Below are 13,523 nucleotides of genomic sequence, written 5' to 3' on the forward strand. Positions count from 1 at the left end.
GCTCCGCCACGCCCGGGCGGGGTGCCGCTCATGCCTGCATCCAGGACGTCGCCCGGGCCAGCTGGTGCACCGAGTCGAGCTCGGGGCCGAGGAAGCGCCGGCCGATCCGCGCGAACTCGTCGGGCTGGCCGGTGGTCAGGAACCGGTGCTCGGGAGCCGGCAGCGCCGGGTCCCGCTCGAGGCCGGCGCGGACCAGCAGCCGGTAGACGTCCTTGGCGGTCTCCTCGGCGCTGGAGACCAGCGTGACCTGCTCGCCGAGCACGAACGAGAGCACGCCGGTGAGCAGCGGGTAGTGGGTGCAGCCGAGGATCAGCGTGTCGATGCCCTCGGACGTCAGCGGGTCGAGGTAGCCGTGCGCCACGTCGAGCAGCTCCGGGCCGCTGGTGATCCCGGCCTCCACGAACTCGACGAAGCGCGAGCAGACCTGGGTGTGCAGGGTGACGTGCGGAGCAGCGGTGAACGCGTCGTCGTAGGCCATCGACTCCGCCGTGGCCCGCGTGCAGATCACCCCGATCTGACCGGTGCGGCTCGCCGCGACCGCCCGGCGGGTCGCGGGGTGGATCACCTCGACCACCGGCACCGGGTAGCGCTCCCGGGCGTCCCGGAGAACCGCGGCGCTGGCGGAGTTGCAGGCGATCACCAACGCCTTGACGCCTTGGTCGACGAGGTGGTCCAGGCACTCCAGGGCGTACTCCCGCACCTCCCCGATCGGCTTGGGGCCGTAGGGCTGGCGGGCGGTGTCGCCGAGGTAGATCAGCGGTTCGTGCGGCAGCTGGTCCAGCACCGCGCGGGCCACGGTGAGTCCACCGAAGCCTGAGTCGAAGATGCCGATGGGCGCGTCTGCCACCCCCACAGGCTAGTCGCAGCCACCGGCCGGTCCCGCGCTCGCGCGACCGACGTCACCCTGCGATCCCGGTCACGCCGGGCCCACGGGAGGTGTCCGGGACCTTCGCCCGGTGCTCGCCGGCGGCAGCGGGGACCACAGTGGAGGCATGGCCGTCACCTACTCCATCCAGTTCGCCGATCTGCAGCCGCAGGACGTGGCCGTGGTGCACGGCCGGGTCCGGTCCGGGGCTCTGCCCGAGTTCCTCGGCGGCGCCTTCGGGGAGGTCGCCCGGGTGATGGCCGAGCAGGGCCTGCTCCCGATCGGCCCGCCGTTCGGCCGGTACCGCTTCGACGACGACGGCAGCTGCCAGGTCGAGGCGGGCTTCCCCTGCGCCGGGATCGTCACCGACGCCGGCCGGGTCCGGCACGGGAGGCTGCCCGGCGGTCGGGTCGCGCACACGTTGCACGTCGGCGACTACGCCGCGGTGGGCGCGGCGTACCAGGCCGCCGTCGACTTCATCGTCGCCAACGGCCACGAGCCCGCCGGGGTTGCCTGGGAGCGCTACCTCGACGGGCCCGACGTGGCCTCGCCACGCACCGAGGTCTTCGTGCCCTGCCGCCCGGTCCGACCGCGCGGCGAGCCTCAGGCCTGAGTGCTCCGCTCGTTGTAGACCCCGGCCGGCTCCTGGCCGGAGAGCGCCTGGATCGCGGCCATCACCTGCTCGGTCACCTCTCGGCGGGCACGTCCCAGGGGTACGCCGTCGTAGCGGTCGGCGAAGTGGAGCGGCTCGCCGAACCGGACCGTGACCCGGGCCAGCCGGGGCAGCCGGGAGCCGACGGGCTGGAGGTTCTGGGTGCCGACCAGACCGACCGGCACCACCGGCGCACCGGAGGTCAGCGCCAGGTGGGCGACCCCGGTGCGGCCGCGGTAGAGCCGGCCGTCGCGCGAGCGGGTGCCCTCGGGGTAGATCCCGAAGGCCTCTCCCCTGCCGAGGATCTCCAGGGCGATGTCGAGCGAGGCGATCGCGGCCCGGGTGTCGTCGCGGTCGACCGGGATCATCCCGAGCCCCCGGAACCAGCCCCGCATCGCCGCGCCGCGCAGGCCGGTGCCGGTGAAGTAGTCCTCCTTGGCGAGGAAGACCACCTGGCGGGGCGCGACGATCGGGATCACCATCGAGTCCGCGAACGAGAGGTGGTTGCTGGCCACGATCACCGGGCCGGTGAGCGGGACGTTCCCGGCACCCTCGACGATCGGGCGCCAGATCGCCCGCGACAGCGGCGCGATCACCGCGTGCATGACCTTGTAGAACATCGGGGAGCCCGGCAAGTTCGTCCTCACACCGAGAACGGCAGCCGGGGCTGCGGTGGGCCGAGGGTCGGGTCGACGCCGTCGAACATGCTGCTGATCGACTCGCCCGCGTGCACCCGGCTGATCGCTTCCGCGAACAGGGTCGCCACCGAGCGGACCTTCAGCTCCGGCCAGTCGGCGGGCGGGACGGTGTCGGTGGTGACCACCTCGTCGATCATCGGGTGGTCGCGCAGCCGCGAGACCGCCTTGCCGACGAACAGGCCGTGGGTGCAGGCCACCGAGGCGCCGGTGCAGCCGAGCTCCTTCAGCTTGTCCAGCAGCTCCAGGATCGAGCCGCCGGTGGCGATCTCGTCGTCGAGGATCAGCGCGTGCTTGCCCTCCACCTCGCCGACGACGGCGTCGATGACCACCCGGTCGTCGGCCAGCCGCTGCTTGCTGCCGGCCGCGACCGGCAGGCCGAGCAGGCGGGCGAACTGGGTGGCGGTCTTGGCGTTGCCGAGGTCCGGGGAGACCACGACGGTGTCGGCGAGGTCGCGGCCGCGGAAGTGCTCCGCGAGCACCCCGAGCGCGGTCAGGTGATCGACCGGGACGGAGAAGAAGCCGTGCACCTGGGGCGCGTGCAACGTCATCGTGATCACCCGGGTCACGCCGGCGGTGGCCAGCAGGTCGGCCACGAGACGGCCGCCGATCGAGATCCGGGAGGCGTCCTTCTTGTCCGAGCGCGCATAGGCGTAGTGCGGGATCACGGCGGTGATCTGGGAGGCCGAGGCGCCCTTGGCGGCGTCCACCATGAGCAGCAGCTCCATGAGCGCCTCCTGGGTGGGCGGCACGAGCGGCTGCACGATGTAGACGTCGCGCTGGCGGCAGTTGGCCTGGAGCTGCACCTGGAGACAGTCGTTGCTGAAGCGGGTCAGCTCCACCGACGAGAGGCCGACCCCGAGCGAGTCGCAGATGGCGGACGCGAGCGCGCGGTGCGCGCTCCCGCTGAAGACGACGATCTCGCGCACAGGCGCTCCCCCGGAGTCGAGGTGGGTGGGCGGCGTCACCTTAACCCCTCCGGCGCCGCCCCGTCCGCCCGCCGCCGTGCGGCGGACGGCGGCACGCGCCCGAACCGGACGATTCGCCCGGGACTGCTATCGACCTACGCCCGGCCTCGGGACGCTCACCGGCCGCTCGTGGAGCGGCTCAGGCCCAGAGCTGACCCTCGAGGCGGTCCTCCGCCTGGTCGATGGTGCCCTCGTAGGCGCCGGTGGAGAGATACTTCCAGCCGCCGTCGCAGACCACGAAGACGATGTCGGCGCGCTCCCCGGCCTTGACCGACTTCGCCGCCTGGGCGAGCGCGGCGTGCAGGATCGCCCCGGTCGAGACGCCGGCGAAGACCCCCTCGGTCTCCAGCAGCTCGCGCACCCGCCGTACGGCGTCGCGCGGGCCGACCGAGAACCGGGCGTCGATCATCGTCGCGTCGTAGAGCTCCGGGACGAAGCCCTCGTCGAGGTTGCGCAGCCCGTAGACGAGCTCGCCGTAGCGCGGCTCCGCGGCGATGATCCGGACCTCCGGCTTGTGCTCGCGGAAGAACCGGCCGACCCCCATCAGGGTCCCGGTGGTGCCGAGGCCGGCGACGAAGTGGGTCACCTCGGGCAGGTCCGCGAGGATCTCCGGGGCGGTGCCCTCGTAGTGCGCCTGCGCGTTGGCGGGGTTGCCGTACTGGTAGAGCATCACCCAGTCGGGGTGCTCCTCGGCCAGCTGCTTCGCCACCCGGACCGCCTCGTTGGAGCCGCCCGCGGCCGGCGAGGAGACGATCTCGGCGCCCCACATCGCCAGCAGCTGCCGGCGCTCGGAGGAGGTGTTCTCCGGCATCACGCAGACCAGCCGGTAGCCGCGCAGCTTCGCGGCCATCGCCAGCGAGATCCCGGTGTTGCCGGAGGTCGGCTCCAAGATGGTGCAGCCGGGCCGGAGCAGGCCCTCCTTCTCGGCCTGCTCGACCATCCGCAACGCCGCCCGGTCCTTGATGGAGCCGGTCGGGTTCTGGTCCTCGAGCTTCGCCCACAGCCGCACGTCGGGCGAGGGCGACAGCCGGGGCAGCCCCACCAGCGGGGTGCCGCCGACGGAGTCGAGGAGCGAGTCGAAACGGGTCATGCGAGCAGTGACTCCCGGGGTCCGGCGACGGCGGCCGCCGGGTCCACGGCGGTGCCGCTGCCGCCGGCGACGGCGGGCAGCACGACGACCTGGTCGCCGTCACCGAGCGAGGTGCCGAGGCCCCCGGTGAACCGGACGTCCTCGTCGTTGACGTAGACGTTCACGAAGCGGCGCAGGTCGGTGCCGTCGATCAGCCGGTCCTTGATGCCGGGGTGGTTGCTCTCGAGGCTCTCGATGAGCTCGGACAGCGTGGCACCCTCGGCGGCGACTGCCTTCTCGCCGCCGGTGTAGGTGCGCAGGATGGTCGGGATGCGGACCTCGACTGCCATGGTCGTGTCTCCTTCTCGGGGTGCGACTGGGTGCTGCTCGGGGTGCTCGTGCTGGTCGGGCTGCTGGGTGCCGGTGGTGCTTCGCAGCGGACGCTCAGTCCGACTGCCCGGAGGCGACGACCTCGACCGGTTCCTCGGTCACCTCGCCGTCGACGATCCTGTAGGACCTAAAGTCCACGGGGCCCTGGCTATTCCCGTGCTCGCGTGTGCTGACCAGCACATAGTGCGCGTTCGGCTCCTGGGCGAGCCCGATGTCGGTGCGGGAGGGGTAGGCCTCGGTGGCCGTGTGCGAGTGGTAGATCACCACCGGCTCCTCCCCGCGGTCGTCCATCTCGCGGTAGAGCTTCAGCAGGTCCGTGGGCTCGAACTCGTAGAAGGTCGGCGAGGCGGCCGCGTTGACCATCGGCACGAAACGGACCGGCCGGTCCGTTCCCTCGGGCCCGGCGACCACGCCGCAGGCCTCGTCGGGATGGTCCTTCTTGGCGTGCGCGACGATCGCGTCGTAGAGGTCCTGGGACAGGGTCAGCACGATGTCGAGGGTAGGCGGCGGGCGTACGGCGACCACGCGGCGCCGCTGCGACGTCCGCATCCTGAGACCCGTGGTCCGCGGGCTGGCCCCGGCACGAGCTGCCGGGCGCGCGCCCGAGGGCTGCCCGCTGGCCCCGCCCTCCCAGGGTCATGACGACAGCGCGAGGACCAGCGTCTCCTGCAGGTAGCCGACCCACTCGTAGATGTCGTGCACGTGCGAGCGCGGGTCGTCGTCGGGCAGCGAGAGCCAGTAGTCCTCGTCGTCCTCCTCGATGCCCAGCCGGGTGGCGAGGGCCAGCCGGATGTCGGTGAACGCCTTGAGCCAGGTCGTGGCGGCCGGCAGGTCGAGCTCGACGTCGATGTGCAGGCCGTCCTCCTCGAGCTCGGGCGGCAGCCCGGCCTCCTCGAGGGCGTCGATGATCTGGACCGCGGCGCCCGCCTTGGCGTCGCGGAGGCCACCCTCGGTGAAGCGCCGGAACTCGCCGGCGGCCTCCTCGTCGTCGGGGTAGGCCGTCGGGAACAGCCGCGCGAGCACCGGGTCGTCCGGGGCGGTGGTCGGGCCGGAGAAGTCGAGCATCCGCTCGAGCGGGTCGCTGGCCTCGGTGGGCGCGGCGACCTCGTTGCGTAGCAGCTCCACCATCTGCGAGGCCAGCGAGCGCAGCAGATCGGCCTCGAAGCCGGTGAACGTGGCCACCGCACCGCCACCACGGCGCTGCTCGAACCCGCTGCTCATCCGGCCTTCTCCATCGTGGCCCAGAGGCCGTACTCGTGCATCGCCTGGACGTCGCGCTCCATCTCCTCGCGCGATCCGCTCGACACGTTGGACCGACCGTCGTGGTGCACCTCGAGCATGAGCTTCTCGGCCTTCTTGCGGGAGTAGCCGAAGTAGTTCTCGAACACGTAGGTCACGTACGACATCAGGTTGACGGGGTCGTTCCAGACCACCGTCACCCAGGGACGATCGACATGGAGGGCCTCGTCGGGACGTTCGGTCTCGACGGGCATCGGCGCGGACACATGCTTCATCCTAGGCGGAGGTGGCGGCTGCCCCGGACCGTAGGCTGACCCGGGTGACGACACGACCCCAGGTGCGCACCGGCACCAGCAGCACCGGAAGCACCGACAGCACCGCCCTGCTCACCGACCACTACGAGCTGACGATGCTGCAGGCGGCGCTCGCCGCCGGCACCGCGGACCGCCGGTCGGTCTTCGAGCTGTTCGCCCGGCGGCTCCCCGAGGGGCGGCGGTACGGCGTCGTGGCCGGCGTCGGTCGCGCCCTGGACGCCATCGAGGCGTTCAGCTTCGACGACGAGGTGCTGGCCCACCTGGCCGAGCACGACGTGGTCGACCGGGCCACGCTGGACTGGCTGGCCGGCTTCCGCTTCACCGGTGACGTCTGGGGCTACCCGGAGGGGGAGGTCTACTTCCCGCAGTCCCCGCTGATGGTGGTGGAGTCGAGCTTCGCCGAGGCGGTGCTCCTGGAGACCGTGCTGCTCTCGATCCTCAACCACGACTCGGCGATCGCCTCCGCGGCGTCCCGGATGACGATGGCGGCCGGCGACCGGCCGTGCATCGAGATGGGCTCCCGGCGTACCCACGAGCAGGCCGCGGTCGCGGCCGCCCGGGCGGCGTACGTCGCCGGCTTCACCACGACCTCGAACCTCGCGGCCGGTCACCGCTACGGCATCCCCACCGCGGGCACCAGCGCGCACAGCTTCACGCTGCTGCACGACACCGAGCGGGACGCGTTCACCGCGCAGGTCGACTCCCTCGGTCGCGGCACGACGCTGCTGGTGGACACCTACGACGTCGCCGAGGCGGTGCGGACCGCCGTCGAGGTGGCCGGGACCGACCTGGGCGCGGTGCGGCTGGACTCCGGGGACCTCGGCGTGCTCGCCCACGAGGTGCGGGCGCAGCTCGACGGGCTCGGCGCCACGAAGACCCGGATCATCGTCACCTCCGACCTCGACGAGCACGCGATCGCCGCGCTGGCCGCGGCCCCGGTCGACGGCTACGGCGTCGGCACCTCGCTGGTCACCGGCAGCGGTCACCCCACCTGCGGGTTCGTCTACAAGCTGGTCTCCCGCGAGGGCGCCGACGGCGCGATGGTCAGCGTGGCCAAGGCGAGCACCTCCAAGGCGTCGGTGGGCGGGCGCAAGTACGCCCTGCGGCGGCGCAACCGGGAGGGTTGCGCCGAGGCCGAGGTGATCGGGATCGGCACGCCGCCGGAGGACGACGGCGACGACCGGGCGCTGCTGGTGCCGCTGGTGCGCGAGGGCCGGGTCGTCGGCCGCGAGCCACTGGCGGTGGCCCGCGAGCGGCACGAGCGGGTGCGTGCGGAGCTTCCGGTCAAGGCCCGTCAGCTCTCCCGGGGCGAGCCGGTGATCCCCACCCAGCTGATCGGCGGCTGACCCGCCGCTGCCCCGCCGGCCGCCGGACGCCGGACGGATCGAGGTCGATAGCCCCCGTTCGTACGACGCCCCCGCCGGACGTCATACGGACCGGGGCCGAGGCCCTCGGGGTGCATGACGTCCGGCGACGGCGGACGGGCGACGCGGGCTCAGCTGATCTGGATCGGCGTCCCGTCGCCGCGCACCAGCTGCCAGTCGTCGGTGGAGAAGGTGGCCGGGTCGATCGTCTGCTGCGCGATCACCCAGTCGATGAGCAGCTGCCGGATCTCCGCCTGCCGGTTGTAGAGCACCGGGGCGGTCTTGACGTGCGGGTAGTTGCCGCCGCCGGACTGCCGGTAGTTGTTGATCGCCAGGGCGAACTCCTGGGCCGGGTCGAGGTCGGCGCCCTCGTAGCGGAGGTTCCGGATCCGGTCACCGGCCGGCCGGGACACGTCGATGTCGTAGGTGAGCCGCTTGTCGAGGCCCGCGACGATGTCGTAGTTGTAGTCCGGCGTGCCGTTCGGGGCGGTGGCAGTGGTGGCCCGGATCAGCTCGTCGATGGCGTAGCTCCGGCTGCCGTCGACCTGCTGGAAGTACTGCGCGGAGAACTCCAGGTAGTCGCGCACCTGCGCGCCGGTGACCTTCACCGCGAGCAGCGTGTTGTCGAAGATGTACAGCCCCGCCACGTCGCGCACCGTGACCTGGCCGGCGGGGATGGCCGCGTCGCGGTTGAACGGCGCGGCGATGCTGAGCACCGGGAGCGCCTCGTCGGCGGTCCCCTTCAGGGCGCTGCGGACCGCGTCGGCCTGCACGTAGTTGACGAAGTCGATCGCCGCGACGTCCTCGACGACCGCCCGCTGCGCCGACATCGCCGTCGTGCAGCTGCCGATCACGGAGTTGACGTAGGACACGACCTTCTCGTGCTGGTCGGTCAGCGTCTTGACGACCTGGCGGTCCTCGTCGACGGTGTTGGCGTCCAGCAGCTGGCTGCCGATCTTCTCCAGCCGCCAGCCGGTGCGGGTCCGCTCGACGTCGATGGTGAGCACCGCGAGGCGCATCCCCCACTTCAGCGGCTCCGTGAGCAGCACCTGCTTGCCGGTCTTGGCGTTGGTCACCCACTTCTCGGGGATCTCCTCGTGGGCGTGACCCACCAGGATGGCGTCGATGCCTGGCACCTGCTCGGCCACCTGCGACGAGGCGTTCTCCGGGTAGGGCAGCGCGTCGCCGTACGACGAGCTGGGCTTGGACCCGGAGTGCGCCGAGACGATGACGATGTCGGCGCCCCGGCGCTTCATCTCGGGGACGTACTTCGCGGCCTGCTCGACGAGCCCGGGGAAGGTCATCCGGCCCTCGACGTTGGCTCGGTCCCAGATCGCGATGCCGGGGTTGGTCAGGCCGAGGATGCCGACCTTCACCGGCCGCTCGCCGTGCACGTGCACCTTCTTGATCACGTAGGGCTCGAACGCGGGCAGGCCGCTCGCCGCGTCGAGGGCGTTGGCGGCCAGCAGGGGGAACTCGAGCTGGGACTGCCAGGTGCGCAGCACGTCGATGCCGTAGTTGAACTCGTGGTTGCCGAGGGCGGCGGCGTCGTAGCCGATCTCGTTCATCGCCGCGGCCATCGGGTGCACCGGGCTGCCGGCGCCGCCGTTGATCGGGTCGACCTTCGCGTAGTAGTAGGCCAGCGGGGTGCCCTGGATCGTGTCGCCGGCGTCGATCATCAGGGTGCTGGAGACGCCGCGGTCCTCGCGGATCGCCTTGACCAGCGTGGCGATCTTGGCCAGCCCGATGTCGTTGTGCTTGGAGTCGTCGTACTCGGTGTTCTTGAAATAGTCCCAGTTGAAGACGTTGCCGTGCAGGTCGGTCGTGCCGAGCACGGTGACCCGGGCGTGACGGGGGCTCCGGACCCGCGGGGCCGCGGCGGCGGCGCCGGGGACGAACCCGACGGCGGCGAGGGCCGCCGCTCCGGTGAGGACGGTACGGCGGCTGGTGGCGGCGGCCGCGGTGGCGGCGCCCGGCTCGGTCGCGGACGCGAGGTGGTGCTCGGACGCGAGGTTGTGCTCGGTCAAGGGTTCTCCCGTGGGGTGGTGGTGACAGCGGGACAGTTCTACGTCATCGCCGCGTCGGTCCGGCAGCGACCCGCCGGTGCCCCGGAGCCCGGCCGGCGGTCCCTCGGGCCCTCGTCAGAGCCACCCCGCCCGGCTAGCCTCAGCCCATGAAGCGCGCGCTGATCGTCGTCGACGTCCAGAACGACTTCTGCGAGGGCGGCAGCGTCGGGGTCCGCGGCGGCGCCGAGGTGGCCTTCCGGATCGGCGAACTGCTGCACCACTGGACGCTCAAGGACCCCAAGGCCCCGCCCTACGACCTGGTGGTGGCGACCCGCGACCACCACGTCGACCCCCGCGACCACTTCAGCGACCGGCCGGACTTCGAGCACACCTGGCCGGCGCACTGCGTGGTCGGCACCGACGGCGAGGCGTTCCACCCGAACCTGGACCCGCAGCCGTTCGACGCGGTCTTCCTGAAGGGCGAGCACGCCGCGGCCTACTCCGGCTTCGAGGGACGGTGCTCCGACGGCAGCGGGCTCGCCGACTGGCTGCGCTCCCACGAGGTGACCCAGGTCGACGTGTGCGGGCTGCCGACCGACCACTGCGTGCGAGCGACCGCGCTCGACGCCGTACGCGAGGGCTTCGAGACCCGTGTCCTGAAGTCCCTGTGCGCCGGTGTGGCGGCACAGACCACGAACGCCGCGCTGACCGAGATGACCTCGGCCGGCGTGCACCTCGTCTGACGTCCCGACCGGAAGGATCCGCATGACCAAGCCACTGCCGATGGTGGAGATGTTCGCCGAGCTCGCCGAGCGTCGGGCGGACCACCCTGCGCTGGTCGGGGCGGCCCGCACCGTCACCTACGCCGGCCTGGTGGAGCGGGCGAACCGGGTGGCCAACGCGTTGCGCGACGCCGGCCTCGGCGAGGACGAGCGGGTGGCCTACCTGGACCTGAACAACCCGGAGTTCTTCGAGCTGATGCTCGGCGCCGCCAAGATCGGCTCGGCCATCGCGCCGCTGAACTTCCGGCTGACCCCGCAGGAGATGGGCCGGATCGTCGCCGACTCCGAGGCGAAGGTGCTGGTGGTCGGCGCGGTGTTCGAGGCCGCCGTACCCCTCATCGAGGCCGAGGCGCCCGGCCTGCAGCGGGTGGTGCGGGTCGGCGAGGACTACGAGTCCTGGGTCGCGGCCGCCGCGGACACCGACCCGGGCCGCCCGAGCCGGCCCGACGACGTGGTGCTGCAGCTGTACACCTCCGGCACCACCGGCCTGCCCAAGGGCGTGATGCTGACCAACGACAACTGCTCGGCGCTGCTCGACGTCGCCGAGCACTGGGACGTCGACGAGACCTCGGTGTCCCTGGTCGCGATGCCGCTGTTCCACATCGGCGGCTCCGGCTGGGCCAACGTCTCCCTGGCCCGCGGCGGCACCGACGTGCTGGTGCCGATGATCGACCCGGCCGGCCTGCTCGACACGATCGAGCAGCAGCGGATCACCAACGCGTTCCTGGTGCCGGCGGTGCTGCAGATGATGTGCGCGGTGCCGGGCGCCGAGGAGCGGGACTTCTCCAGCCTGCGCTCGATCGCGTACGGCGCCTCGCCGATCACCAGCGCGGTGCTCGCCCGGTCGCTCGAGGTCTTCAAGGCGCCGCTGTTCCAGGTCTACGGGCTCACCGAGACCACCGGCGCGATCACCGAGCTGGGCTCGACCGACCACGACCCGGGCGGCCCGCGCCAGCACCTGATGCGCTCGGCCGGCAAGCCCTACCCCTGGGTGGAGATGAAGGCCGTGGACCCGGCGACCGGCCAGGAGTGCCGGGCCGGGCAGGTCGGCGAGATCTGGATCCGTTCGGTGCAGAACTCCCCCGGCTACTGGCGCAAGCCCGGCGACACCGCGGCCGCCTTCGACGCCGAGGGCTGGCTGCACACCGGGGACGCCGGCTACTTCGACGACGAGGGCTACCTGTTCCTCACCGACCGGATCAAGGACATGATCGTCACCGGGGCGGAGAACGTGTACCCCGTCGAGGTCGAGTCCGCCCTCTCCGAGCACCCCGACGTGGCCGACGTGGCGGTGATCGGCGTGCCCGACGAGAAGTGGGGCGAAACCGTGAAGGCCGTGGTGGTACGGCGGCCCGGCTCGGCGATCACCTCCGAGGAGCTGCTGGAGTGGTCGCGCGACCGGATCGCCGGCTTCAAGCGGCCCCGGTCGGTGGACTTCGCCGAGGAGCTGCCCCGCAACCCGTCCGGCAAGCTGCTCAAGCGGGTGCTGCGCGAGCCCTACTGGGCCGCGAGCGAGCAGGCCGCCGGGAGACACATCTCCTGACCCGACGACCCGACGACCCAACCACCCGGCGCTCCGAGCACCGAGCACCGAGCACCGACCGCCGACGACCCGACGACCGGCGCTCCGACATGCACTTGCCGGCTGCCGAGGCGTCCGCCGCGCTGGGCGCAGCCGGCCCGGGCGCTCGAGTGCATGTCCGAACGCTCCTGCCCGGCCGACCGCCGGGTCGATGCGGAGGCTGGGGCGCGCCGAGGCCCAGCGTGTCCCCGGCCGGCAGCCGGTCGACCCACCACCCAGCGCCGACGACCCGACCACCGGCGGTCCGACATGCACTTGCCGGCTGCCGAGGCGTCCGCCGCGCTGGGCGCAGCCGGCCCAGGCGCTCGAGTGCATGTCCGAACGCTGCTGCCCGGCCGGCCGCCGGGGCGATGCGGAGGCTGGGGCGCGCCGAGGCCCAGCGCGTCGCCGGCCGGCAGCCGGTCGACCCACCACCCAGCGCCTACGACGCGAGCACCGGCGCTCCGACATGCACTCACCGGCTGCCGAGGCGTCCGCCGCGCTGGGCGCAGCCGGCCCGGGCGCTCGAGTGCATGTCCGAACGCCGCTGCCCGGCCGGCGAGTGGGTCGCGGCGCGCCGGCCGGGCAGGTGGCGAGCGAGACCCCGCGCCCGTTGGTCGTCACACGGGGGCGCGCCGGCCGGGCAGACGGCGAAGAAGTCCCCGCGCTCGTTGGTCGCCACCCGGGGGCGCGCTCGCCGGGGCGGCTACTCGCCCCGGAAGACGGGTGGCCGCTTCTCGTTGAACGCGCGCATCCCCTCGGCAGCGTCGGCGGTGCGCAGCAGGACGCTCTGACCGGTTCGCTCGCGCTGGAGCGCGCCCTCCAGGGCCCCCAGGGTCGCCGCGTTGACGGCCTTCTTGGTCGCCGCGAAGCCGAGCGGCGGGCCGGCCGCCAGCGCCCCGGCGAGAGCAGCCGCCGCGGACTCCAGCTCCTCGTCGGGCACGACGCGGCTGACCAGGCCGGCCTCGAACGCCTCGCGCGCCGGCAGCGGGTCCTCGAGCAGCGCCATCCGCATCGCCCGGATCCGGCCCACCGCCGCTGCGATCGTGGCGGTCGCGCCGCCGTCCGGCATCAGCCCGATCCGCGTGAACCCGAGCCGGAGCACCGCCGACTCCCCGGCCAGCACCACGTCGCAGGCCACGGCGATCGAGCAGCCCACCCCGGCCGCTGCCCCCGCCACGGCGGCCACCACCGGCCGGTCGAGCGAGACGATCGCCCGGACGATCCGGTTGGCGCGGTCCAGGCTGGTGACGTCGAAGTTGTCGTGCGCCCGCGCGCCGGACACGTCCGCGCCCGAGCAGAACGAGCCGCCGGCTCCCGAGATGAGGACCACCCGGACCTCGTCGCGGCCGGCTGCGGCCTCGAGCTCCCCGGCGAGCGCGTCGGCCATCGACGCGGTCAGCGCGTTGCGCCGCTCCGGCCGGTCGAACCGCAGGTGCAGCACCCCGTCCGCGAGGCGCACGTCGAGCCCGGCGCTCACCCGTCCGCCCTCCGGTAGCCAGTTGGGGTCATGAGGGCATCCTGACACCTGCCGAGGCCGGTGGTGCTGTCTGCGCGTGGCCGGTGCGTACGGCCGGCACTCGCGGCCGGTGCGCGCGGGCGGTGCGGGCGGGCGATG

General features: G+C 72.7%; 14 protein-coding genes. 4 read left to right on the plus strand and 10 right to left on the minus strand.

Going from position 1 to position 13,523, the window contains the following annotated elements:
* Window positions 1-28: 28 nt before the first annotated feature.
* A complete protein-coding gene (gene murI / locus H9L09_RS03380) occupies window positions 29-847 on the minus strand; it encodes a glutamate racemase (RefSeq protein WP_187579340.1) in 819 nt (272 codons plus the stop codon).
* 145 nt (window positions 848-992) lie between these two features.
* On the opposite strand from murI, the gene H9L09_RS03385 reads away from it, so the two are divergent.
* A complete protein-coding gene (locus H9L09_RS03385) occupies window positions 993-1,478 on the plus strand; it encodes a GyrI-like domain-containing protein (protein WP_187579341.1) in 486 nt (161 codons plus the stop codon).
* Here the strand turns inward: H9L09_RS03385 and H9L09_RS03390 are convergent.
* The 7 genes from H9L09_RS03390 to clpS form a co-directional block, all read right to left on the minus strand.
* On the minus strand, window positions 1,469-2,164 hold the full coding sequence (locus H9L09_RS03390) for a lysophospholipid acyltransferase family protein (protein WP_246456235.1): 696 nt from the start codon (window positions 2,162-2,164) through the stop codon (window positions 1,469-1,471). The genes H9L09_RS03385 and H9L09_RS03390 overlap by 10 nt on opposite strands.
* Window positions 2,161-3,141 (minus strand): ribose-phosphate diphosphokinase, encoded by a 981-nt coding sequence (locus H9L09_RS03395; protein ID WP_187580646.1) that lies wholly within the window; start codon window positions 3,139-3,141, stop codon window positions 2,161-2,163. The genes H9L09_RS03390 and H9L09_RS03395 overlap by 4 nt, the downstream gene beginning before the upstream one ends.
* A gap of 178 nt (window positions 3,142-3,319) precedes the next feature.
* Window positions 3,320-4,270: a PLP-dependent cysteine synthase family protein gene (locus H9L09_RS03400; protein ID WP_187579342.1), complete on the minus strand. Its 951-nt coding sequence runs from the start codon at window positions 4,268-4,270 to the stop codon at window positions 3,320-3,322.
* A complete protein-coding gene (locus H9L09_RS03405) occupies window positions 4,267-4,599 on the minus strand; it encodes a MoaD family protein (protein WP_187579343.1) in 333 nt (110 codons plus the stop codon). Before H9L09_RS03405 ends, H9L09_RS03400 begins: the two co-directional genes overlap by 4 nt.
* 94 nt (window positions 4,600-4,693) lie before the next feature.
* A complete protein-coding gene (locus H9L09_RS03410) occupies window positions 4,694-5,188 on the minus strand; it encodes a M67 family metallopeptidase (protein ID WP_187579344.1) in 495 nt (164 codons plus the stop codon).
* Between the two features lie 87 nt (window positions 5,189-5,275).
* Complete coding sequence (locus H9L09_RS03415; RefSeq protein ID WP_187579345.1) at window positions 5,276-5,860, minus strand: DUF2017 domain-containing protein; 585 nt, start codon at window positions 5,858-5,860, stop codon at window positions 5,276-5,278.
* Complete coding sequence (gene clpS / locus H9L09_RS03420; protein ID WP_246456436.1) at window positions 5,857-6,132, minus strand: ATP-dependent Clp protease adapter ClpS; 276 nt, start codon at window positions 6,130-6,132, stop codon at window positions 5,857-5,859. Before clpS ends, H9L09_RS03415 begins: the two co-directional genes overlap by 4 nt.
* A gap of 155 nt (window positions 6,133-6,287) precedes the next feature.
* Between clpS and H9L09_RS03425 the strand changes: the two genes are divergently transcribed.
* Window positions 6,288-7,538 carry a nicotinate phosphoribosyltransferase gene (locus H9L09_RS03425; protein ID WP_246456437.1) on the plus strand — a complete coding sequence of 417 codons (1,251 nt, stop codon included), beginning with the start codon at window positions 6,288-6,290 and terminating at the stop codon, window positions 7,536-7,538.
* 149 nt (window positions 7,539-7,687) lie between these two features.
* On the opposite strand, the gene H9L09_RS03430 is transcribed toward H9L09_RS03425, so the two are convergent.
* Entirely contained in the window at window positions 7,688-9,583 is a 1,896-nt protein-coding gene (locus H9L09_RS03430) for a bifunctional metallophosphatase/5'-nucleotidase (RefSeq protein ID WP_187579347.1), read from the minus strand.
* 146 nt (window positions 9,584-9,729) lie between these two features.
* Between H9L09_RS03430 and H9L09_RS03435 the strand changes: the two genes are divergently transcribed.
* Entirely contained in the window at window positions 9,730-10,305 is a 576-nt protein-coding gene (locus H9L09_RS03435; RefSeq protein WP_187579348.1) for an isochorismatase family protein, read from the plus strand.
* A 22-nt stretch (window positions 10,306-10,327) separates the two neighbouring features.
* Window positions 10,328-11,887, plus strand: coding sequence for a long-chain-fatty-acid--CoA ligase (locus tag H9L09_RS03440; protein WP_223164200.1), 1,560 nt, complete (start codon window positions 10,328-10,330; stop codon window positions 11,885-11,887).
* Window positions 11,888-12,611: 724 nt separating this feature from the next.
* Here H9L09_RS03440 and H9L09_RS03445 read toward each other — a convergent pair.
* Window positions 12,612-13,385, minus strand: a complete 774-nt coding sequence (locus H9L09_RS03445; RefSeq protein WP_187579349.1) for an enoyl-CoA hydratase-related protein — start codon at window positions 13,383-13,385, stop codon at window positions 12,612-12,614.
* Window positions 13,386-13,523: the final 138 nt, after the last annotated feature.

The organism is Nocardioides mesophilus, from assembly GCF_014395785.1.
In the GTDB taxonomy this organism is placed as follows: Bacteria; Actinomycetota; Actinomycetes; order Propionibacteriales; family Nocardioidaceae; genus Nocardioides_B; species Nocardioides_B mesophilus.